The 23,173-nt window shown below is 39.3% G+C and carries 17 protein-coding genes and 2 pseudogenes; 16 read left to right on the forward strand and 3 right to left on the reverse strand.

Features of this window, described 5'->3' with window-relative positions:
- Positions 1 to 183, forward strand: a pseudogene (locus tag J582_RS20880) (YecA family protein); the annotation flags it as partial.
- A 122-nt stretch (positions 184 to 305) separates the two neighbouring features.
- Here the strand turns inward: J582_RS20880 and J582_RS20885 are convergent.
- Positions 306 to 1,238, reverse strand: coding sequence for a rhodanese-related sulfurtransferase (locus tag J582_RS20885; protein ID WP_031981732.1), 933 nt, complete (start codon positions 1,236 to 1,238; stop codon positions 306 to 308).
- Between the two features lie 111 nt (positions 1,239 to 1,349).
- Here J582_RS20885 and J582_RS20890 point away from each other — a divergent pair, with 111 nt between their 5' ends.
- Positions 1,350 to 1,835 carry a DUF1289 domain-containing protein gene (locus tag J582_RS20890; RefSeq protein WP_022575745.1) on the forward strand — a complete coding sequence of 162 codons (486 nt, stop codon included), beginning with the start codon at positions 1,350 to 1,352 and terminating at the stop codon, positions 1,833 to 1,835.
- Between the two features lie 70 nt (positions 1,836 to 1,905).
- On the opposite strand, the gene gltA is transcribed toward J582_RS20890, so the two are convergent.
- Positions 1,906 to 3,180, reverse strand: coding sequence for a citrate synthase (gene gltA / locus J582_RS20895; RefSeq protein WP_001287579.1), 1,275 nt, complete (start codon positions 3,178 to 3,180; stop codon positions 1,906 to 1,908).
- A gap of 954 nt (positions 3,181 to 4,134) precedes the next feature.
- On the opposite strand from gltA, the gene sdhC reads away from it, so the two are divergent.
- From sdhC to sucD, 10 genes and pseudogenes are all read left to right on the forward strand, one after another.
- Positions 4,135 to 4,536, forward strand: a complete 402-nt coding sequence (gene sdhC / locus J582_RS20900; protein WP_001984863.1) for a succinate dehydrogenase, cytochrome b556 subunit — start codon at positions 4,135 to 4,137, stop codon at positions 4,534 to 4,536.
- Positions 4,536 to 4,901, forward strand: coding sequence for a succinate dehydrogenase, hydrophobic membrane anchor protein (gene sdhD / locus J582_RS20905; protein WP_000833672.1), 366 nt, complete (start codon positions 4,536 to 4,538; stop codon positions 4,899 to 4,901). The genes sdhC and sdhD overlap by 1 nt, the downstream gene beginning before the upstream one ends.
- A 12-nt stretch (positions 4,902 to 4,913) precedes the next feature.
- Positions 4,914 to 6,749, forward strand: a complete 1,836-nt coding sequence (sdhA, locus tag J582_RS20910) for a succinate dehydrogenase flavoprotein subunit (RefSeq protein ID WP_002051114.1) — start codon at positions 4,914 to 4,916, stop codon at positions 6,747 to 6,749.
- Between the two features lie 14 nt (positions 6,750 to 6,763).
- Positions 6,764 to 7,474 (forward strand): succinate dehydrogenase iron-sulfur subunit, encoded by a 711-nt coding sequence (locus J582_RS20915; protein ID WP_002051353.1) that lies wholly within the window; start codon positions 6,764 to 6,766, stop codon positions 7,472 to 7,474.
- A 283-nt stretch (positions 7,475 to 7,757) separates the two neighbouring features.
- A pseudogene (locus J582_RS26255) lies at positions 7,758 to 7,886 on the forward strand (hypothetical protein).
- A 157-nt stretch (positions 7,887 to 8,043) separates the two neighbouring features.
- Positions 8,044 to 10,884, forward strand: a complete 2,841-nt coding sequence (locus tag J582_RS20920) for a 2-oxoglutarate dehydrogenase E1 component (protein WP_002051480.1) — start codon at positions 8,044 to 8,046, stop codon at positions 10,882 to 10,884.
- Positions 10,884 to 12,077, forward strand: a complete 1,194-nt coding sequence (odhB, locus tag J582_RS20925; protein ID WP_002051292.1) for a 2-oxoglutarate dehydrogenase complex dihydrolipoyllysine-residue succinyltransferase — start codon at positions 10,884 to 10,886, stop codon at positions 12,075 to 12,077. The genes J582_RS20920 and odhB overlap by 1 nt, the downstream gene beginning before the upstream one ends.
- Positions 12,078 to 12,139: 62 nt before the next feature.
- The gene (gene lpdA, locus J582_RS20930) at positions 12,140 to 13,573 is read left to right on the forward strand and encodes a dihydrolipoyl dehydrogenase (protein WP_002051272.1); all 1,434 of its coding nucleotides are present in this window, start codon (positions 12,140 to 12,142) and stop codon (positions 13,571 to 13,573) included.
- A 149-nt stretch (positions 13,574 to 13,722) separates the two neighbouring features.
- Positions 13,723 to 14,889: an ADP-forming succinate--CoA ligase subunit beta gene (sucC, locus tag J582_RS20935; RefSeq protein WP_001048573.1), complete on the forward strand. Its 1,167-nt coding sequence runs from the start codon at positions 13,723 to 13,725 to the stop codon at positions 14,887 to 14,889.
- 14 nt (positions 14,890 to 14,903) lie between these two features.
- Complete coding sequence (gene sucD / locus J582_RS20940; protein WP_002051332.1) at positions 14,904 to 15,794, forward strand: succinate--CoA ligase subunit alpha; 891 nt, start codon at positions 14,904 to 14,906, stop codon at positions 15,792 to 15,794.
- A 411-nt stretch (positions 15,795 to 16,205) separates the two neighbouring features.
- On the opposite strand, the gene trpS is transcribed toward sucD, so the two are convergent.
- Entirely contained in the window at positions 16,206 to 17,219 is a 1,014-nt protein-coding gene (gene trpS, locus J582_RS20945; protein ID WP_000072941.1) for a tryptophan--tRNA ligase, read from the reverse strand.
- A 206-nt stretch (positions 17,220 to 17,425) separates the two neighbouring features.
- Between trpS and J582_RS20950 the strand changes: the two genes are divergently transcribed.
- From J582_RS20950 to J582_RS20965, 4 genes are all read left to right on the forward strand, one after another.
- On the forward strand, positions 17,426 to 18,349 hold the full coding sequence (locus J582_RS20950) for a DUF808 domain-containing protein (protein WP_004885495.1): 924 nt from the start codon (positions 17,426 to 17,428) through the stop codon (positions 18,347 to 18,349).
- Between the two features lie 29 nt (positions 18,350 to 18,378).
- Positions 18,379 to 19,278, forward strand: coding sequence for a neutral zinc metallopeptidase (locus J582_RS20955; RefSeq protein WP_002051488.1), 900 nt, complete (start codon positions 18,379 to 18,381; stop codon positions 19,276 to 19,278).
- Between the two features lie 231 nt (positions 19,279 to 19,509).
- Positions 19,510 to 21,012: a cation:proton antiporter gene (locus J582_RS20960; RefSeq protein WP_002051161.1), complete on the forward strand. Its 1,503-nt coding sequence runs from the start codon at positions 19,510 to 19,512 to the stop codon at positions 21,010 to 21,012.
- A 456-nt stretch (positions 21,013 to 21,468) separates the two neighbouring features.
- A partial coding sequence (locus J582_RS20965) for a BapA/Bap/LapF family prefix-like domain-containing protein (protein WP_050674851.1) occupies positions 21,469 to 23,173 on the forward strand: 1,705 nt, incomplete at its 3' end.

The following is a 23,173-nucleotide window of genomic DNA, read 5'->3' on the forward strand; positions in this document are numbered from 1 at the left end:
GCTCCTGAGTATGAAGAACAATTGGTTGATTTGACTTTACCGATCATGGTTTTTAGTGGAATTGATGAAGAAGATCCACAAATGGAGTCTTTCCGACGCAATGGACAGTTAATGGATGAACTGGCAGAAGAAATTCCAGATAATTTGAATGAATTATATTTGATGTACCATACTCCAAATTAATTTATTAGAAGAAATAATAAATAACGTCCTTTCTAGGGCGTTTTTTATTATTAGCACTTATTTAGTAGAAACAAAAAAAGGCATTTAGAAAACTAAATGCCTTTTGAAGTTACTTTTTAATTTTATAGGCGTTTACGCTTAGCAGCAGCAATTTGTGACTGGCGCATACGGAAACCAGCTTTTTGTTTCTCTGTCGTTTTATCGATGCAATATACGCAAGAAACACCATGTTCATAGCTTGGTAGCGCTGATTCTTCAGGAGTTAAAGGCCAGCCACAAGCATGACATTTAATGTTTGCGCCTTCTTCGACTCCATGAGTTACCGCAGTACGTCCGTCAAATACGAAACATTCACCTTCCCAAAGACTTTCATCAGCTGGTGTTTCTTCTAAATATTTGAGAATACCGCCTTTTAGGTGATAAACCTCTTTAAATCCTTCTTGAAGAAGTAAAGAAGTTGATTTTTCACAACGAATACCACCAGTACAGAACATCGCAATTTTTTTGTCTTTATGTTGTTCTAATTCTTTTTTTACGTACTCAGGAAATTCGCGGAATGTTTCTGTTTTAGGGTCAATTGCACCTTTGAAAGTGCCGGCTTTGTATTCATAGTCATTACGTGTGTCGATTAAGATGACATCATCGCGTGCAATAAGCTCATTCCATTCTTTAGGATCAAGATAGTGACCAACTAAATCACGAGGTTTTACTTCTACACCTAAAGTCACAATTTCTTTTTTAAGCTTAATTTTCATTTTACGGAAAGGTTTGTCAGAGCTATGGGATTCTTTGTATTCCATAGCATTGAAGCCTTCATTTAATAAAAATTGATGAATAGTATCAATTGCCTCACGGTCTCCTGCAACCGTACCATTAATTCCTTCACCTGCTACAATCAGAGTTCCGCAAAGGTTAATTGTTTTCACTAAGTCTAAAAGACGTAGTTGAAGATCGGCCGGATCTTGAACTTCTTTAAATTGATATAGTGCTGCAACAACCCAACCTGCGGTCGCTTGCTGTTCTACAGGTGCAAGCTGTTCTACAGTAGCGTTCATGGAATACTCCAAATGTATTAAGATAGAAATTTAAGGCGCGTATTTTAGCGCGAAAATTTGTAATAAGCGAGAAAACCATAAAAAGTATATGGTTTATTTAAGGAGTTTGTTTTGAGTAATGATCATCGAACGCTCTCTCTCACCCCATGTGCAGGGCGTTGTTCAACAGTTTTTGGTGATCAAGTATGTCGTGGTTGTCGCCGTTTTAACCATGAAGTAATTCAATGGAATACTTATACAGTAGAGCAGCGTTTAGCTGTCTGGAAGCGCTTAGATGATCAATTAGACCAAATTTTGGTGCCTATGTTGCCACAGGCAAATATCCAGCATGTGGAAGGGTTTATATTAAGTAAGCGTGTTCGGTTAATGGAAGGGGCGAGTAAAGGCCGTAAACTCTATCATGCCTTAAAAATATGTGAAAAAAATAAGCATCTTGCATCTGAAAGTGGTTTGGGTATTTCAGAAGCACAAGTTAAAGACATATGGACTGAATTTGAAAGACGTGTCTTGGCTTTGGCTAAAGCAAGTTATGAGCTGGCTTGGTTAAGAGCTGATGGTATTAGTCATCACTTGTTAAATATATTTGAAGAAGAATAACTTTTAAAAAACTTATTTATAAAAAAAGCTGCCATTAGGCAGCTTTTTTACATTAATGTTCTTTCGAATATTAACGCTTGATGTCACGTTGCACTTCACCAGTGTAAAGCTGACGTGGACGACCAATTTTGTAAGGGCCGCTGTGCATTTCTAACCAGTGGCTGATCCAGCCAACTGTACGTGCAAGAGCGAAGATAACAGTAAACATTTCTGTTGGGATGCCAATCGCTTTAAGGATGATACCAGAGTAGAAGTCTACGTTAGGGTAAAGTTTACGTTCAACAAAGTACGGGTCGTTCAATGCAATACGTTCAAGTTCCATAGCAAGCGCTAATTGAGGATCGTTGATACCTAATGCTTCAAGAACTTCGTCACAAGTTTGCTTCATCACTTTAGCACGTGGGTCGAAGTTTTTGTAAACGCGGTGACCGAAGCCCATAAGTTTAACTTCTTTGCGTTTAACTTTTTCCATGAACTCAGCAACATTTTCAACGCTACCGATTTCATCAAGCATTTTAAGAACTGCTTCGTTCGCGCCACCGTGTGCAGGTCCCCAAAGAGCAGAGATACCAGCAGAGATACACGCATATGGATTCGCACCAGTAGAACCAGCAAGACGAACTGTAGACGTAGAAGCGTTTTGTTCGTGGTCAGCATGAAGCGTGAAAATACGATCCATTGCACGCGCAAGAACAGGGTTTACTTTGTAGTCACGGTCTGCAGGAGTTGCAAACATCATGTGTAAGAAGTTTTCCGCGTAATTTAAGTCGTTACGTGGATAGATGAATGGCTGGCCTACAGTATATTTGTAGCTCCAAGCAGCAAGCGTTGGAATTTTAGCAATCAAACGAATCGCGGTAATTTCGCGGTGGTTGATGTCTTCAATGTCAAGGTTGTTGTGATAGAACGCAGATAATGCGCCAACTACACCAACCATGATTGCCATAGGGTGTGCGTCACGACGGAAACCATTGAAGAAACGGCTAACTTGATCGTGAACCATAGTGTGAGCACGAACTTTCGCATCGAACTCAACTTTTTGTTCAGCGGTTGGTAACTCACCATTTAATAATAAATAACAAGTTTCAAGGTAGTCTGCTTGAGTCGCTAACTGGTCAATCGGGTAACCGCGGTGTAATAAAATACCTTTGTCACCATCGATAAATGTGATTTTAGACTCGCATGAAGCTGTCGCCATAAAACCAGGATCAAAAGTAAAGTGACCTGAGGCCAATACATCTTTAACGTCGATTACATCGGGACCTAATGTGCCACTGTAAATTGGTAATTCAATTTCTTTGCCATCAAGATGTAATACGGCTTTTTTGCCAGTTGCTTCAGACATTCAATAGATCTCCTGTCCTGGTGAATGATTATCTGACTCGAAATCCTAATTTTCTCATGTGCGAATCAGACGGTGTCAAAATTTGCTATAAGATTAGTGAGTACTGAAATTTTGTCAATTATACTTATGGATAAAAAATGACGTTCCCACAGAGAGTTAGTCATCAAGACCCGAGCAAAAAAGTCAGTAAAATCACTGCATCGGGATGGTATCATAAGTCAATTCAAGAAGAACGTGCAGAAAAAAAATGAAGCGTGAGTACAATTGTAAGCAAATTTTTAAATTAGAATTAAGAATCAGACGTGGTCATAAAATGCCAATCCGCTTAAAAAAATCATAAAACTCAGTCTGTAATTTTAAATTGCGATTCAAAAAATGCTTAATTATCACTATTTGATAATTCCAAAAGTTGTACTTTTTTTAAGTTTAATTGTTTAAAAAATAGCTTGTTGAACATCCTTAAAAATTTAAAACTCTTTTTTTTGTAAAAATACTACTCACTGTTAAGAGTCAAGTAGCTCTTTATTACATTTAAGATAAATGATGATAGTGGATATTTTTAAAATAAAAATGATTAAAATTAGTATGTAACGGTAAATTTGGTTTATGATTTTGATTAGGCTTGATGAATTATTAACTTTATCTTTAGTCTAAAACTCACTTATTTTAGATAAAGCAGTAGAAAAGATATTTTTTATAAAAGATGTTGTTAAACAAGCACATGTTTTGTTTACTCTTAAATTTTGGATAGGGAAGACTACTGTTTGGCTATGTGAATGATTCTTATTTAATGAGTTTTTGCGGAAAAGGCAAAGTGGATTGTTTGTATTTTGATATTTCGCGTTTTATAATTCAGTGTCGTTTATAGGTTAGGCATGAGCTGTGCTTGCCTAACAATGCCAGCTTTCCTTGGAATTAATTCAACAAACTCCGGTCGGAGTTTCTACCTACAGGATGCCCGCTGTGAAAAGCAACAGACCTGTCAATTTGTCCATGGGTCAGGTGTTAGCGGTAAATTTACGCTCACCCGTGGCTATTGCATCAATTTTACACCGTTTATCAGGTGTCATCGTTTTCTTATTAGTACCAGTTCTCTTATGGATTCTAGATAAATCATTATCTTCACCAGAAGGATTTGACTACGTTAAAAATGTCGTTTTCGGAAATATCCTTGTACGTTTTGTCGTGTGGGTATTTGTAGCCGGCTTAATTTTCCACTTTATTGCTGGGGTTAAGCATTTGCTTGCAGATCTAGGTTTTGCTGAAGAACTGCAAAGCGGTCGTATTGCAGCGACAATTTCATTGATCTTATCTGTGGTAGCCATTATCGCAGCCTTTGTATGGATTATGTTCTAATGAAAAGTGCTACAGGTTTAACAGGTTCAGGTTCTCGTGATTGGTTTATCCAGCGTGTAAGTGCTGTGGTATTGGCAGCTTATACTGTTGTTCTTTTTGGTTGGATTCTCTGCAAAGGCGGATTTGACTATCAACAATGGGCTGGCTTCATGATGACATTACCAATGAAGATTTTCTCTTTATTGGCAATTTTGTCGCTTATCGCACACGCATGGATTGGTATGTGGCAAGTTTTCACTGACTATGTCACTACTCGTCAAATGGGTCCTTCAGCGAAAGGTTTACGCCTTGTACTGACTACGGCTGTCATTATTGCAGTGTTTGTGTACGCAATCTGGGGTATCCAGATTTTCTGGGCGAATTGATAGGAAGATATCATGGGCGCGATAAACCCTAAAGAAGATTATTCAAATATTCAAAACCTCACTTTCGATGCTGTTATCGTTGGTGGTGGTGGTTCTGGTATGCGTGCATCTTACCAACTTGCTCAAGCAGGTTTGAAAGTTGCTGTACTTACTAAAGTTTTCCCAACACGTTCACATACAGTTGCTGCTCAGGGTGGTATCGGTGCGTCGTTAGGTAACATGCAAGAAGATAACTGGCATTTCCACTTTTACGATACGGTAAAAGGTTCTGACTGGTTAGGTGACCAAGACGCAATTGAATTTATGTGTCGTGAAGCACCAAAAGTTGTGTATGAACTTGAACACATGGGTATGCCGTTTGACCGTAACGCTGATGGTACAATTTACCAACGTCCGTTCGGTGGTCACTCTGCGAACTATGGTGATAAACCAGTTCCACGTGCTTGTGCTGCTGCTGACCGTACTGGTCACGCATTATTGCACACGCTTTATCAAAGCAACGTGAAAATGGGTACTCAATTCTTCGTTGAATGGATCGCTCTTGATTTGATCCGTAACGAAGCAGGTGATGTGCTTGGTGTGACTGCAATTGACCAAGAAACTGGTAATATTGCCGTATTCCAAGCAAAAGCAACCTTATTTGCAACTGGTGGTGCTGGTCGTGTTTACCGTGCATCAACAAATGCTTATATCAACACTGGTGACGGTCTTGGTATGGCTGCTCGTGCTGGCATTCCATTACAAGATATGGAATTCTGGCAATTCCACCCTACGGGTGTTGCGGGCGCAGGTGTATTGTTAACTGAAGGTTGTCGTGGTGAAGGTGCGATCCTTCGTAACAAAGACGGCGAACCGTTCATGGAACGTTATGCACCGACTTTAAAAGACTTGGCTCCACGTGACTTCGTATCACGCTCTATGGATCAGGAAATTAAAGAAGGTCGTGGTTGTGGTCCAAAAGGTGATTATATCTTACTTGATATGACTCACTTAGGTGCTGACACAATCATGAAGCGTTTACCATCTGTATTTGAGATCGGTAAAAAATTCGCAAACGTAGACATTACTAAAGAACCAATTCCAGTAGTGCCAACAATCCATTATCAAATGGGTGGTATTCCTACGAATATGCATGGTCAAGTGTGCTTACCAGAACCTGGTACAGACAACTACACTAAACCTGTAAAAGGTTTCTATGCAATTGGTGAATGTTCTTGCGTATCAGTACATGGTGCAAACCGTTTAGGTACTAACTCACTTCTTGACTTGGTTGTATTTGGTAAAGCTGCTGGTGAGCACATTATCGACTACGTAACTAAGCATCATGGTGATGAATATGCACCGCTTCCAACAAACGTATTAGAGCAAACTTTAAATCGCGTACGTAAGTTGGATGAATCAACTTCTGGTGAAAATGCACAAGAAGTTGCTGATGCAATTCGTGATATCGTTCAAGACCACGCTGGTGTGTTCCGTACTCAAGCATTGCTTGATAAAGGTGTTAAAGAGATTCTTGCTCTTGAACCGCGTGTGCGTAACATTCACTTGAAAGATAAATCTAAAGTATTTAACACTGCACGTGTTGAAGCGCTTGAAGTTGAAAACTTATATGAAGTTGCAAAAGCTACATTAATTTCAGCTGCTGCGCGTAAAGAATGTCGTGGTGCGCATACGGTAGTTGACTATGAATTACCAGCTGATCACCCAACTTATTCATACGGTCGCCGTGATGATGAGTGGATGAAACATACTTTATGGTATTCATCAGATAACCGTTTGGAATATAAGCCAGTGCGCTTCAAGCCGTTAACTGTTGATCCAATTCCACCAGCACCACGTACATTCTAATCGGGAGTATAAAGATGAGTAGAGGTACTCGTACATTCGAAATCTACCGCTATGATCCTGATAAGGATAAAGCGCCGTACATGCAAACTTTCAAACTTGAATTGACTGATAAGCACCGTATGTTGCTTGATGCATTGCTTGCTTTGAAAGTTCAAGACGAAACGTTAACATTCCGTCGCTCTTGCCGTGAAGGTATTTGTGGTTCTGATGGTGTGAACATCAATGGTAAGAATGGTTTAGCTTGCTTGCAAAACCTTAATGACCTACCAGAGAAAATCGTAATTCGTCCATTGCCAGGTTTGCCGGTTGTTAAAGATTTGGTTGTTGATATGAACCAATTCTATGATCAATATGACAAAATTCAGCCATTCTTGATCAATAACCAGCCAGCTCCACCTAAAGAGCGTTTACAGTCTCCGGAAGAGCGTGAACACTTAAATGGTTTGTATGAGTGTATTCTTTGTGCATGTTGTTCAACTTCATGCCCATCATTCTGGTGGAACCCTGATAAATTCTTGGGTCCTTCAGCATTGTTGAATGCATACCGTTTTATTATCGATTCTCGTGATACTGCGACAGCAGATCGTTTGGCTCGTCTTGACGATCCATTCAGTTTGTTCCGCTGTAAAGGTATCATGAACTGTGTGTCAGTATGTCCTAAAGGTTTGAATCCAACAAAAGCTATCGGTCACATCCGTAATATGTTGTTAGATCAAGCGGGTTAATTCTGCACAAATAGAGAACGCACATCCTTGATGTGCGTTTTTTTTTAATTTTATAATAGACGTCTTATACTTTAGTCGTTAAAAGAGGGGTTTTTATATAAAGCACCATATATTAATAGATAAAATTGGATATGTATTTCGCCAATTTATAGATGGTATGTGTCAAAAAAATCAATCGTTCGTTAAGAACATGATACGATTTGCCACAAAGTTGTAGGTAAAAAAAGCGTATACTAGTGAAATTAAATTAAGTGGCACGATCTTAGATCAGTGCTTAATTTTTATGGTCAAAGTCATTTTAGAAAAGTTAATTGTATAGTTAATTTTTCTAAAAAGATTTGCAAAAAATTGCTCGGTTTTAATCGAGTATAAGGTGAGTGATGATGCCATTGAGGGCGTTGTGATTCATTAATTACCTATGGAGTTTTCTCTCTAGGTAGTATGACGCCCCATGGTCTTGAAGACCTGTTGGGTAAGTAGTGTCATTTTTACCAATTTGACATTATGCATCATGGGTGTGCTTAAAAGGCAGCCTGTAATATTTTTTGCAATAGGAAATGGGTCCACAAATGCAAGAAGTTGCTGACGCATTGCGTCTTGACACTGAACTTTCCGCTGATAGTGCAGCGTATATTGAAGAACTTTACGAGCAGTACCTGACTTCCCCAACCTCCGTCGCTGAGGACTGGCGCCAATATTTCGATAAATATCCAAAGGGTGACCAACCACACAGCGCTGTGCGTGAGCAATTCCTATTACTAGGACGTAATGCTAATCGTGTTCAACCTGTTGTACAAAGTACTGTAAGTACTGAGCATGAGCGTCGTCAAATTGGCGTTTTACAACTTATTGCTGCTTATCGCAATCGCGGACATCAAAAAGCTAAATTAGATCCATTAGGTCTTGCTAAGCGTGAAGATATTCCTGATTTAGATCTTTCAGCACACGGTTTAACCAAATCAGATTTAGATACAGTATTCAATACAGGCAATCTTGAGATTGGCAAGAGCGAAGCAACGCTTGCCGAAATGATTGAAGCAATGGAAGCAATCTATTGTGGTTCAATCGGTGTTGAATACATGCACATCGTGGACACAAAAGAAAAACGTTGGATTCAACAGCGTCTTGAAAGTGCCCGTGGTAAATTCAATTTCTCAAATGATCAAAAGAAAGGCTTCTTAGAGCGTTTAACTGCTGCTGAGGGGCTAGAAAAATATCTCGGTAATAAATACGTCGGTGCTAAACGCTTTGGTGTTGAAGGCGGCGAATCTTTTATTCCTATGGTAAATGAGATTATCCAGCGTGCTGGTGCTGTAGGTTGTAAAGAAGTTGTTATCGGTATGCCACACCGTGGCCGTTTGAACCTTCTTGTTAATATTATGGGTAAAAATCCGGCGGACTTGTTTGGTGAGTTCGAAGGTAAATCACTTCATAAGAAAGGTTCTGGTGACGTTAAATACCACCAAGGTTTCTCAAGTAATGTAATGACTCCAGGTGGTGAAGTTCACTTGGCATTGGCATTTAACCCATCTCACTTGGAAATTGTTGGTCCTGTAGTTGAAGGTTCTGTGCGTGCGCGTCAAGTACGTCGTAGAGACATCGGCGGTGATGACGTATTGCCAGTTATTGTTCATGGTGATGCTGCATTTGCAGGTCAAGGTGTGAACATGGAAACCTTCCAAATGTCACAAACTCGTGGCTATACAGTTGGTGGTACGGTTCATATTATTGTGAATAACCAAGTTGGTTTCACAACTTCTGATCCACGTGATGCGCGTTCTACAGAGTACTGTACAGACGTTGCTAAAATGATTCAGGCACCGATTTTCCATGTAAATGGTGATGATCCTGAAGCTGTTATCTTTGCTACTCAATTAGCACATGATTTCCGTCACGAATTCCGTAAAGATGTTGTTATCGATTTGTTCTGTTATCGCCGTCGTGGTCATAACGAAGCGGATGAGCCATCTGGTACACAACCATTGATGTATCAAGTAATTGCGAAGAAAGCAACTACTCGTACACTTTATGCTGATCAACTTGTACAAGAGAAAGTACTTGATCGTGCTGAAGCTGATCAAATGGTTGAAGATTACCGTTCTGATTTAGAAGCGGGTAATCATGTAGCAAATGCATTGATTCTTGAACCAAATACCAAAATGTTTGTTGATTGGACTCCATATTTGGGCCATGACTATACAGACGATTGGGATACTTCATTTGACTTGAACCGCCTTAAAGAATTAGGCGAGGGCATGAGCAAACTTCCTGAAGGGTTTGTAATGCAGCGTCAGGTTCAAAAAGTAATTGAAGATCGCGTGAAAATGCAAACTGGTGAAACTCCTTTAAACTGGGGTGCAGCAGAAACTTTAGCTTATGCGACTTTATTGGATGAAGATTATCTAGTTCGTATTACTGGTGAAGACGTAGGTCGTGGTACCTTCTCACACCGTCATGCGAAATTGCATAACCAAGTTGACGGTTCAACTTACATTCCTCTTTGTCATGTTAAAGAGAACCAACCACGTTTCGCGATTTACGATTCTTTGTTATCTGAAGAAGCAGTTCTTGCATTTGAATATGGTTACGCAACTACAATTCCTAAGAGCTTAATTATTTGGGAAGCACAATTTGGTGACTTCGTAAACTGTGCTCAGGTTGTGATTGATCAGTTTATTGCTTCTGGTGAGACTAAGTGGGAGCGTGTTTGTGGTTTAACGATGTTGTTACCACATGGTTTCGAAGGTCAAGGTCCAGAGCACTCTTCAGCTCGTTTAGAACGTTTCTTACAGTTATGTGCTGAAGACAACATGCAAGTGATCACTCCAACGACACCTGCACAGATTTTCCATGCATTACGTCGTCAGGCTGTACGCCCAATTCGTAAGCCATTAATCGTAATGTCACCGAAATCTTTACTTCGTCATAAACTTGCAACTTCTACTTTAGAAGAGCTAGCACATGGTTCATTCCAGACTGTAATTGACGAAATCGATCAAATTAACAAGTCAGATGTAACTCGTCTCGTACTTTGTGGCGGTAAAGTTTATTACGACTTACTCGAAAAACGTCGTGAACAAAACTTAACTAATGTTGCAATCGTACGTATTGAACAGTTGTATCCATATCCAGAGCAACGTCTTGCAGAAATCTTGGCTGCTTATCCAAATGTGAAAGAACTCGTTTGGGCACAAGAAGAGCCGAAGAACCAAGGCGCTTGGTTGTTTATCGCACCGCGTTTATATGACGATATCTTAAAATCTGGCAAACAAATCCGTATCAGTTTTGCAGGTCGTGAAGCTTCTGCTGCACCAGCTTGTGGCTCACCGTACTTGCATGCAAAACAACAAGCTCAGCTAATTAATGATGCATTGGCAATCGAAGCTGAACAATCAGGAGATTCTCAATAATGGCAACCGAAATTAAAGCACCGGTATTCCCAGAGTCTGTTGCAGATGGCACCATCGCAACTTGGCATAAAAAGGTGGGTGAACCTGTATCACGTGATGAAGTAATCTGTGATATTGAAACCGACAAAGTTGTTTTAGAAGTTGTTGCTCCTGCAGATGGTAGCTTGGTTGCAATCATTAAAGGTGAAGGCGATACAGTTCTTTCTGACGAAGTTATTGCTCAATTCGAAGCTGGTGCTGGCGCAGCTGCTGCTCCTGCAGCAGTAGAACAAGCAGTTGCTCAAACTCAAGCTGGTGCAGCTCCTGTTGTTGAGCGTACAGAAACTGTGTCTGATCAAGCTCCTGCGGTTCGTAAAGCGTTAACTGAATCTGGTATTGCTGCTTCTGACGTACAAGGTACTGGTCGTGGTGGTCGTATCACTAAAGAAGATGTTGCAAACCATCAAGCTAAACCAGCTGCTAACGTTACTCCGTTAAGCGTTGCTGTTGGCGAGCGTATCGAAAAACGCGTTCCAATGACTCGTTTACGTAAACGTGTTGCTGAGCGTCTTCTTGCAGCTACTCAAGAAACTGCAATGTTAACTACATTTAACGAAGTTAACATGAAGCCAATCATGGAATTGCGTAAGCAATATAAAGATGCTTTCGAAAAACGTCATGGTGCTCGTTTAGGCTTCATGTCATTCTTCGTTAAAGCAGCAACTGAAGCGCTTAAACGTTACCCAGCTGTAAATGCTTCAATTGATGGCGACGATATCGTTTATCACGGTTACTATGACATCGGTGTTGCAGTATCTTCTGATCGTGGTCTTGTTGTACCAGTATTACGTGATACGGACCGTATGAGCTACGCAGAAGTTGAAGCAGGTATTGCTGCTTATGCTGCTAAAGCACGTGATGGTAAATTATCTATCGAAGAAATGACTGGTGGTACTTTCACTATCACTAACGGTGGTACTTTCGGTTCATTGCTTTCAACTCCTATTTTGAACCAGCCGCAAACTGGTATCTTGGGTATGCACAAAATCCAAGAGCGTCCTATGGCGGTAAATGGTCAAGTTGAAATCTTGCCAATGATGTACTTAGCGCTTTCTTACGACCACCGTATGATCGATGGTAAAGAAGCTGTAGGTTTCTTAGTAGCAATCAAAGAATTGTTAGAAGAGCCAGCTAAACTCATCCTTGATCTTTAATTTCTTCGAATAAATACCTACCAGGATAGAGCGATCCTCTATCTTGGTTTATGGAGATAAAAATGTCTCAACAATTTGATCTTGTTGTCATCGGCGGTGGTCCTGGTGGTTATGAAGCTGCGATTCGTGCTGCTCAACTAGGCTTCAAAGTCGCTTGTATTGAAAAACGTATTCACAACGGTAAGCCTTCTTTAGGTGGTACTTGCTTAAACGTAGGTTGTATCCCTTCTAAAGCTTTGCTTGATTCTTCTCATCGTTATGAAGATACAGTGCATCACTTAGCTGATCACGGTATTACAACTGGTGAAGTGAATTTCGATCTTGCAAAACTTCTTGCTCGTAAAGACAAAATTGTTGACCAATTAACTGGCGGTATCGACCAATTGCTTAAAGGCAACGGTATTGAGTGGTTAAAAGGTACAGGTAAATTACTTGCTGGTAAAAAAGTTGAGTTCGTTTCTCATGAAGGTGAAACTCAAGTTTTAGAACCTAAATACGTGATTCTTGCGTCTGGTTCTGTGCCTGTAAATATTCCTGTAGCTCCTGTAGATCAAGATATTATTGTTGATTCAACTGGCGCATTAAACTTCCCAGAAGTACCTAAGCGTTTAGGTGTAATTGGTGCAGGTGTAATCGGTTTAGAACTTGGCTCAGTATGGCGTCGTCTTGGTGCTGAAGTTGTTGTATTTGAAGCAATGGATGCATTCTTGCCAATGGCTGATAAAGCTTTGGCAAAAGAATACCAAAAGCTTTTAACTAAGCAAGGTCTTGATATTCGCGTTGGTGCTAAAGTTTCTGGCACTGAAGTTAATGGTCGTGAAGTGACTGTTAAATACACTCAAGGTGGCGAAGAAAAAACTCAAACTTTTGACAAATTAATCGTTTGTGTTGGCCGTAAAGCTTATGCAGAAGGTTTATTGGCTGAAGATTCAGGCATTAAATTAACTGAACGTGGTTTAGTTGAAGTAAACGATCACTGTGCAACTTCTGTAGAAGGTGTATATGCGATTGGTGACTTAGTTCGCGGTCCAATGCTTGCTCATAAAGCAATGGAAGAGGGTGTAATGGCTGTTGAACGTATTCACGGTCATGCTGCTCAAGTAAACTATGACACAATCATTTCTGTTATCTATACACACCCTGAAGCGGCGTGGGTTGGTTTAACTGAAGAACAAGCTAAAGAAAAAGGTCATGAAGTAAAAACTGGTCAATTCGGTTTTGCTGTAAATGGTCGTGCTTTAGCTGCTGGTGAAGGTGCAGGTTTTGTTAAGTTCGTTGCTGATGCAAAAACTGACCGTTTATTAGGTATGCATGTGATTGGACCTGCAGCATCTGATATCGTTCACCAAGGTATGATCGCTCTTGAATTTGTATCTTCTGTTGAAGATCTTCAGTTGATGACTTTTGGTCACCCAACATTCTCTGAAGTTGTTCATGAAGCTGCACTTGCTGTAGATGGTCGTGCAATTCACGCGATTCAACGTAAGCGTAAATAAAATTAAAGAGCGGTTTCTCCGCTCTTTTTCACATTTGATGGTGTGATTAAAAAATCATCAAGTTGATAGACGTAGACAGCAATTTGCACATACAACATGAGAATGTTGCGCAAATTGAAGACAACAAACAAAGTTAAGTAGGTAACTAAATGAACTTACATGAGTATCAAGCTAAAGCGTTATTGAAAGAATATGGTATGCCGGTACAAGAAGGTATCTTGGCAACCAATGCAGACGAAGCAGTTGCTGCATTTGAACAGCTTGGTGGTAAATTCGCTGTAATGAAGGCGCAAGTTCATGCTGGTGGTCGTGGTAAGGCTGGTGGCGTTAAAGTTGCAAAATCTAAAGAAGATGTTATCGAGTTTGCAAACAATATCATTGGTACTCGTCTTGTAACGTATCAAACAGATGCAAATGGTCAACCAGTAAACAGCATCATTGTTGCTGAAGACGTATATCCAGTTGAGCGTGAGCTTTACTTGGGCGCGGTTGTAGACCGTTCTAGCCGTCGTATTACTTTCATGGCTTCTACAGAAGGTGGTGTAGAAATCGAGAAAGTTGCTGAAGAAACTCCAGAAAAAATTATCAAAGTTGAAGTTGATCCATTAGTTGGCTTGCAACCATTCCAAGCACGTGAAGTTGCGTTTGCTTTAGGTTTGAAAGACAAACAAATCGGTCAATTCGTAAAAATCATGACAGCTGCTTACCAAGCATTTGTTGAAAACGATTTTGCTTTATTTGAAATTAACCCGCTTTCTGTTCGTGAAAACGGCGAAATTTTATGTGTAGATGCGAAAGTAGGTATCGACTCTAACGCGCTTTACCGTTTACCTAAAGTTGCTGCTTTACGTGACAAATCTCAAGAGAATGAGCGTGAATTAAAAGCATCTGAATTTGATCTTAACTATGTTGCTTTAGAAGGTAACATCGGTTGTATGGTTAACGGTGCTGGTCTTGCAATGGCAACTATGGACATCATTAAACTTTATGGTGGTCAGCCTGCAAACTTCCTTGACGTTGGTGGCGGTGCAACTAAAGAGCGCGTAATTGAAGCGTTCAAAATCATCCTTGCTGATACATCTGTACAAGGTGTTTTAATTAACATCTTCGGTGGTATCGTACGTTGTGACATGATTGCTGAAGCAATTATTGCAGCGGTTCAAGAAGTAAACGTAACTGTTCCAGTTGTTGTTCGTTTAGAAGGTAACAACGCTGAGTTAGGTGCTAAATTACTTGATGAATCTGGTTTGAAATTAATTTCTGCGAACGGTTTGTCTGATGCCGCAGAAAAAGTTGTAGCTGCAGTTAAAGCGTAAGGGGAGTATCAATCATGAGCGTATTAATTAATAAAGACACTAAAGTATTGGTACAAGGTTTTACTGGTAAAAACGGTACTTTCCACTCTGCACAAGCTTTAGACTACGGTACAAAAGTTGTTGGTGGTGTTACTCCAGGTAAAGGTGGCACAACTCACCTTGACTTACCAGTATTCAACACAATGAAAGAAGCTGTACGTGAAACAAATGCAGATGCATCTGTAATCTATGTACCAGCTCCATTCGTTTTAGACTCAATCGTTGAAGCGGTTGATTCAGGTGTTGGCCTAATCGTTGTGATCACTGAAGGTGTTCCAACAATCGACATGCTTAAAGCAAAACGTTATTTAGAAACTAACGGTAATGGTACTCGTTTAGTTGGTCCTAACTGCCCAGGCGTGATCACTCCGGGTGAATGTAAGATCGGTATTATGCCTGGTCACATCCACCAACCAGGTCGTATTGGTATTATCTCACGTTCAGGTACATTGACTTATGAAGCTGTTGCTCAAACAACTAAGCTTGGTTTAGGTCAGTCTACTTGTATCGGTATTGGTGGTGACCCAATCCCAGGTATGAACCAAATCGAAGCGCTTCAATTGTTCCAAGACGATCCAGATACTGATGCAATCATCATGATCGGTGAGATCGGTGGTACAGCGGAAGAAGAAGCTGCTGAATTCATCAAATCTAACGTGACTAAGCCTGTAGTAGGTTACATCGCTGGTGTAACTGCTCCTAAAGGTAAGCGTATGGGTCACGCTGGTGCGATCATTTCTGGTGGTCAAGGTACTGCTGAAGAGAAATTTGCTGCATTTGAAAAAGCAGGTATGGCTTACACTCGTAGCCCAGCTGAGCTTGGTTCAACTATGTTGCAAGTATTAAAAGAGAAAGGTTTAGTTTAATAGCTACCTTAAATCTTTAAAAAATACCGCATCTGAAAAATGATGCGGTATTTTTTTGCATCATTGAAAAGTAGCATAAAATGAAATGAGAAATAATAACGCTAAAAAGAGACAAAAAAATACGCAATGATTGGGGTGATCATTGCGTAGAACAACGAATCTGTTAAAAACAGTTTCGGCTTAAGGAGAAATGTCGTGAGGTTCATATCAACCTACTTGAACTATATTAGTGAGGTGTTCATATTTGTTCATTAAGGTTCACGTTAATTAGTGTTACTTCACGTTAAAAGGGTAAGAGCATGTGAATCATAATAAATATATAGAAATTGTAATAACTTAAATTATTGAATCTAAATGTAATTATGAAAAAAGCCCCGTAGGGCTTTTTGAATTATATTTTGAATATAAGAATTAGAATTTAAATAAGCCTAAGCCATCTTTAACTTCATCTAAAGTTTGCTGAGTAATGATTCGACATTTATCAGTACCTTGACGTAAAACATCCATAATGTAATCAGGGTCTTTAGCAAGTTCTTCACGGCGCTCACGAATAGGAGTAATTAATTCTTTTAACACACCTTCAAGACGTTTTTTAACAGTACCGTCACCAAGACCACCACGACGGTAATGAGCTTTTAATTCCTCAACTTCTTCTTTGTTTGGATCAAATGCATCTAAGTAAGTAAATACGATGTTTCCTTCAACCTGACCTGGATCTTCAATACGAAGATGATTTGGGTCAGTGTACATTGCGTTTACAGCTTTTTTAATGTCTTTGTCAGAAGCATTTAAAACAATGGTATTACCTAATGACTTAGACATTTTTGCTTTACCATCAAAACCAGGTAAACGAGCCATATTAGAAAGCAATGCTTTACATTCAGGTAATAGGTCTTGACCAATTTGACGGTTTACACGACGCACGATTTCATTCGTTTGCTCAATCATTGGAATCTGATCTTCACCTACTGGTACTACAGTTGCTTTAAAAGCCGTAATATCAGCCGCCTGTGCAACAGGATAGCAAAGGAAGCCCGCAGGAATGTCACGTTCAAAACCGCGCATTTGAATTTCAGATTTAATAGTCGGGTTACGTTCTAAACGAGCCACAGTTACAAAGTTAAGATATAACATTGTAAGTTCATTCAGTGCTGGTAAACATGACTGAACACAAATGGTTGTTTTAGTTGGATCAATACCAACAGCTAAATAATCTAGAGCAACTTCTAAAATGTTACGACGTACTTTATCTGGGTTATCTGCATTATCTGTTAATGCTTGTGCATCTGCTAATAAGAGGTGTTGATGGTGGCTATCCTGTAAACCTACACGTGAACGCAAAGAACCGACAAAATGCCCAAGGTGAAGTTGTCCGGTTGGGCGGTCGCCTGTCAAAATAATTGGACGCTGATCAACATTACTCATTATTTATTCCACTATCGTATTGGCTTAATCAGGGATAGTAAGCCCTGTAATATAAAAGATTGGCATTATTGTACGGGAAATAAATTTTTTTCGTCAGCGATTGGTTAAACTTTCTTAAAATAATATTGTGAATTTATTCAGTAAAATTACAGAAAATGGAATATTTCATCTTACAATAGCTAGATAAATACAAACCTGGATAAGAAATGGCAAGTGGCTTACTTTTATTACTAGATGATATTGCAACAATTTTAGATGATGTCGCTTTAATGAGCAAAATGGCAGCAAAGAAAACTGCCGGTGTTTTAGGTGATGATTTGGCTTTAAATGCACAACAGGTAACAGGTGTACGTGCAGATCGTGAATTGCCTATTGTATGGAAGGTTGCCAAAGGTTCTTTAGTTAATAAGCTTATTTTAGTACCTTTAGCTTTATTAATTAGTGTTATCGCACCGTGGCTGATTAACCCTTTATTGATGCTAGGTGGTTTATTTCTATGTTATGAAGGCGTTGAAAAAGTTCTTCATACAATTATGCATAGAAAAGCTTCAACCTCTGAGGAAGCAGAAAAAGAATTTAACAATGAAGAGCTGGATCTGGCTACTTTTGAAAAAGAGAAAGTAAAAGGAGCTATTCGAACTGACTTTATTTTATCTGCTGAAATTGTTGTTATTTCTTTAGGAACGGTTGCTACGGCGGCTTTAATAACAAAAATAAGTGTACTTAGCATTATTGCTGTTGTGATGACACTAGGTGTTTATGGCTTGGTTGGTGTGATTGTTAAGATTGATGATTTAGGATTATATTTAACAAAACAGGCTGCTTCTTTTAAACAAACTCTAGGACGTGGTTTACTTGCTTTTGCTCCTCTTTTAATGAAGCTACTTTCTATTGTTGGAACTATTGCAATGTTTTTAGTAGGTGGAGGGATTATTAACCATACAATTCCTTTACTTCATCATATTACTGATAGTACCGTCGATCATGTAGAGAATATACCCGCAGTAGGCAATATTATTGGAGCTTTAACACCGACATTAATGAACTTTGCGATTGGTATGATTGCTGGGGCGGTTGTGTTGCTAGTGGTGAGTTTAATACAGAAAATGTGGCCAAAAGCTTCTGACTAATCAGGCCATTTAATAAGAAGAGGGACGTTATGCGCTGGAGAGATCGTAGAGTCAGTACCAATGTTGAGGACCGTCGAGGTGGGGGCGGTGTTAAAGCAGGTGGTATTAGTATTATTGGTTTGGTTGTGGCATTTGTCGCATGGAAATTTTTTGGCGTTGATCCACAAATGGCTTATCAGGCAACGCAGCAGGTTACTGCTTCACAACAATCAAATGCAACCTCACCAGAAAGTTTAACACCTGAGCAAAAAGAAGCATCGGATTTTGTTGGAACTGTATTAGCTGATACAGAAGATACGTGGACACCTATATTTAAGCAATTAGGGAAAACTTATACACCGCCAACGTTAGTTTTATTTAGTGGAGTGACTCGCTCAGGTTGTGGTACCGCTCAATCTGCTATGGGACCTTTTTATTGCCCAGCTGACCAAAAAGTTTATATTGATACCGAATTCTTTAAAGATATGCGCGAGCAAATGGGGATTTCGGGTGAGCAAAATAAATCAGAGCTTTCTCGCCAAGATCAGGCAGGGGATTTTGCCCAAGCCTATGTTGTTGCGCATGAAGTAGGCCATCATGTTCAAACCTTGCTTGGTATTTCATCTCAAGTGCAACAAGCTCGTTCGCAAGTCAGCCAAAGAGAGGGTAACCAATTATCTGTACGACAAGAGTTACAAGCTGACTGTTTAGCAGGTATATGGGCAAATCATAATCAACAACGTACTCAGTTTTTAGAGTCTGGTGATGTTGAAGAAGCAATGGATGCAGCTCAAAAAATTGGTGATGACTATTTGCAAAAACGTGCGACAGGACAAGTTGTACCTGATAGTTTTACGCATGGTACGAGTGAACAGCGGATGCATTGGTTTCAAGTGGGCTTAAAGTCCGGTGATATCAACCAATGTGATACTTTTAATAATCCTATCTAATGTTAAAGATGAGTTTATTAAAACACTTTAAATAAGCTCATCTTTTAATACCCCAACTTCATAATTAATGTTAAGAAATTTAACTGATCGATAGAATGATTAAAGTAATTCGTTAAACTTATATTCCAACTTTTAACTGTTTAGGCCCTTATAAGGTGCCTACTTCCTCATTCTGTTCAGTTTAGCTGTCTAGGTTTTTTATTTGGTCATTGACCCAGAAGAAGGGTATTCATGGGTAATTTTTTCTTATTACAAGCACTTACAGTTGTATTTGCTTTATCAATTGCAACGACTATATTCAATAAGCGTATTTTAGGCTTTCCTCAAGCTATTGGCGTGCCTCTTGTTTCTGCAATCTTTGTCTTCATTTTGCAATGGGGAGCTAGTCTCTTAAATGGTAATCAGTTCATTACCATTAATATTCACAATATTGAAGAAGCAGTACGTCATATCGATTTTTATGACTTTTTAATTAATGGCGTCATTTGTTTTATTCTGACATCTTCTGCACTGAAATTTAAAATTTCAGACTTAAGAAGTTATTGGCGACAAATTAGTATTCTAGCGACTATTGCACTAGTTATCTGCGCCGTATTGTTTGGTGGCTTACTTTACGGCTTCCAATTACTGGTTGGCCATCATGTACCAATTTTAGTTCTTCTATTATTAGGCGCGGCATTGGGGGCAACTGACCCGATCGGTATTAAAGGTGTTTTAAGTTCGATTCGTGCGCCCCATCATTTGATTGTCAAATTAGAAGGCGAATCTTTATTTAATGATGCAATGTGTATTGCACTATTTATGACATTGCTGAACGTTTTACAAGGTGAACATTTTTCGTTAGTTGCGACTTTAGAGGCTTTACTTTATGAAATTGTGGTTGCTGTCGGTATTGGATGGGCATTCGGTATAGGAACATTACGTCTATTACGTGGCAAACACGAAATGGAGTCCCTGATTCTAACAACTGCCTTACTTGCTAGCGGAGCATATTTAGTTGCTTTGTTTGCTCATGCTTCTGCTCCGATTGCTTGTGTGATTGGCGGTTTAATTGTTGGTAATAAATGGAAAGAAATCCGTGAAGAGCGCGAGATTAGAGAAGTTAATCATTTTTGGCATACAGTAGAAGGAATTATCAATTCATTCTTATTCACTTTAATTGGTCTTGAGCTATTTATTCTTGATTTGAATTTTAGCCTGATCTTAGGGGGAATAGTTGCTTTCTTTATTTTGCATATTTCTCGCTTTGCAGCAAATTTTATGTCTTTTGCTTTCTTCCCAACAATGCGTAAAACCAAAAGCTACAATGGTAGTTTAACTATTTTATCTTGGGGTGGCGTACGAGGCGGGATTTCACTTGCTTTAATTCTGGCTGTTGCAAATATTCCAGCACTTAGTCCTTATAGTAGTATTCTTATTGGATATACCTTTATTAGTGTACTGTTATCTGGTGTGGTGTGTGGTCTTGGTCTACCGGCAGTAATGAACGCATTTTATTACAACCCTAATGAAGAAACCGAAGGACTTAAAGGCTTTTACCAAAAGCTATGTCACAAAATGAATCGCCGTGGCTTTCAATATATTGTAGGAGAAGATGCGTTAGGAAGAGAAACTATTACTATCTTTAACCCAGATGTTATTGTTGATCAAAAAACAGAAGATGGTATTGCAACTATGCATGACCCTAATAAGTTACAAGAAGTAAAACGTTTCGAGAGTCCAGATAATTTTTAACTTAACTTAAAAATCTTTTTAATTAGTATTAAAAAATTAGGCTTTAGTGTAATAGTAAAATATTATCTGAAGCCATTTTTTTCTATATATATCATTATTAATATATTTTATTTTATTGAGATATTAAAAATTGTTATATAAAAAATTAAATTAAAATAGTTTTCAATAAATTTTCAGTAATAAAAAATTAAATTTGTTTTATATATAAAACAGTTGCTAGTTATTTTTCGTAATTTATAAGAATAAGAACGAGAATTTTATTTATATAAAATTTGTATTAATTAAATTTTTTTCTTTAAGGACTTTAGTATTTATTTTTTTTATTTTAAAGTGGTTAATGTAAAAATGATCACATTACTTAATGTTTTTAAGTTGTAGGTCAAAAACTCGAAAACATTAAGTAAAAAGAATTATACAAAAAATCATTTAAATCAATAATATAAAAGGAATATAGATATGCCTGAGATACAAATTATTGCCAAGGACAGTCACAAAACCTTGGTAACAACAGAGGGAACTTCTGCAAAACTTTCAGAAGCGTCAGTTGTATTGGTAAAAGTAGCTGCCAGTGATGTACTGGTAGTCAATAGAGAGGGTACTAATGCAGTAATTCGCCTAAAAAATGGCGAAACTATTGTTATTGAAGGCTTCTTTAGTGGTACTGCTGAACCAGCTGATAACAGTCTTGTATTTCAAGATCAGAATGGTCAACTCATTTGGGCAAAATTTAAAGATGCTGAAAATGATGCAGATGCTGACAGCGATGCAGATGCAGATGCCGACAGTGATGTGGAGCCACAAGCACTTTTAGGTGAAGACTTACCAGCAGCACTACCAGCAGAAGCACCACAGGCATTAGTGTCTGATGTTATTTATCAACCAATTTCTTCAATTCAGCCATTACTTTATCATGATGCAGGTGTGAACCCATGGTTATGGGCAGCAGTACCTCTAGTTGCAGGCGGTATCATTGCTGCTGCATCAAATAGTGGTAGTAGTAGTAATGACTCTTCTCCTGCAGATACTACACCCCCAAATACAAATGGGGTTACTTTCTCTGTTGATCCTATAACTTCAGATAATGTTATTAATTCAACTGAAGCTGCTGGTAACGTTACTGTTACAGGCAGCTTAAAAAATATTCCAGCAGATGCTGCAAATACTGTCGTTACTGTAGTTGTGAATGGTGTAACTTATACTGCAACTGTAGATAAAGTAGCAGGAACATGGAGCGTAGTTGTACCAGGCAGTGGATTAATTGCAGATAGCGATAAAACCATTGATGCAAAAGTTACGTTTACTGATGCAGCGGGTAATAGTAGCAATATAACTGAATCAAAAACTTATACAGTAGATACCACTGCGCCAAGTGCACCGGTAATTGATCCAATCAATGCAACTAATCCTGTAACAGGTACAGCAGAAGCTGGTTCAACAGTTAAGGTCACTTTCCCGGATGGTACGACAGCGACTGTAGTTGCAGGTCCGGATGGTAAGTGGACAGTACCAAACCCAGGTGATCTTAAAGATGGAGACAAAGTTACAGTTGTTGCAACTGACCCAGCGGGCAACCCGTCAGCACCATCAACTGGCACAGTAGATGCGGTTGCACCAGCAGTAACTGTAACAACGACATTAACCAATGACAGCACACCTGCATTAAGCGGTACAGTAAATGATCCAACTGCGAAAGTTGTGGTGACTGTAGATGGTGTGAACTACCCGGCAACCAATAATGGTGATGGCACCTGGACCCTTGCAGACAATACACTTCCAGTGTTGACTGACGGTCCGCATACGGTGACTGTGACAGCAACCGACCCAGCAGGTAATGTGGGTACAACTAATGCTGTGGTAACTGTTGATACGACAGCACCAAGTGCACCGGTACTTGATCCAATCAATGCAACTAATCCTGTAACAGGTACAGCAGAATCTGGTTCAACAGTTACCGTGAGCTTCCCGGATGGTACAACAGCGACTGTAGTTGCAGGCCCGGATGGTAAGTGGACAGTACCAAACCCAGGTGACCTGACTGATGGTCAAACAGTAACAGCGACAGCGACTGACCCAGCGGGTAACCCGTCAGTACCTGGCACAGGTGTAGTAGATGCAGTTGCCCCAACAGTTGCAGTGACAACAGCATTAACCAATGACAGTA

This window comes from Acinetobacter sp. 1566109, from assembly GCF_000582255.1.
Taxonomy (GTDB): domain Bacteria; phylum Pseudomonadota; class Gammaproteobacteria; order Pseudomonadales; family Moraxellaceae; genus Acinetobacter; species Acinetobacter nosocomialis.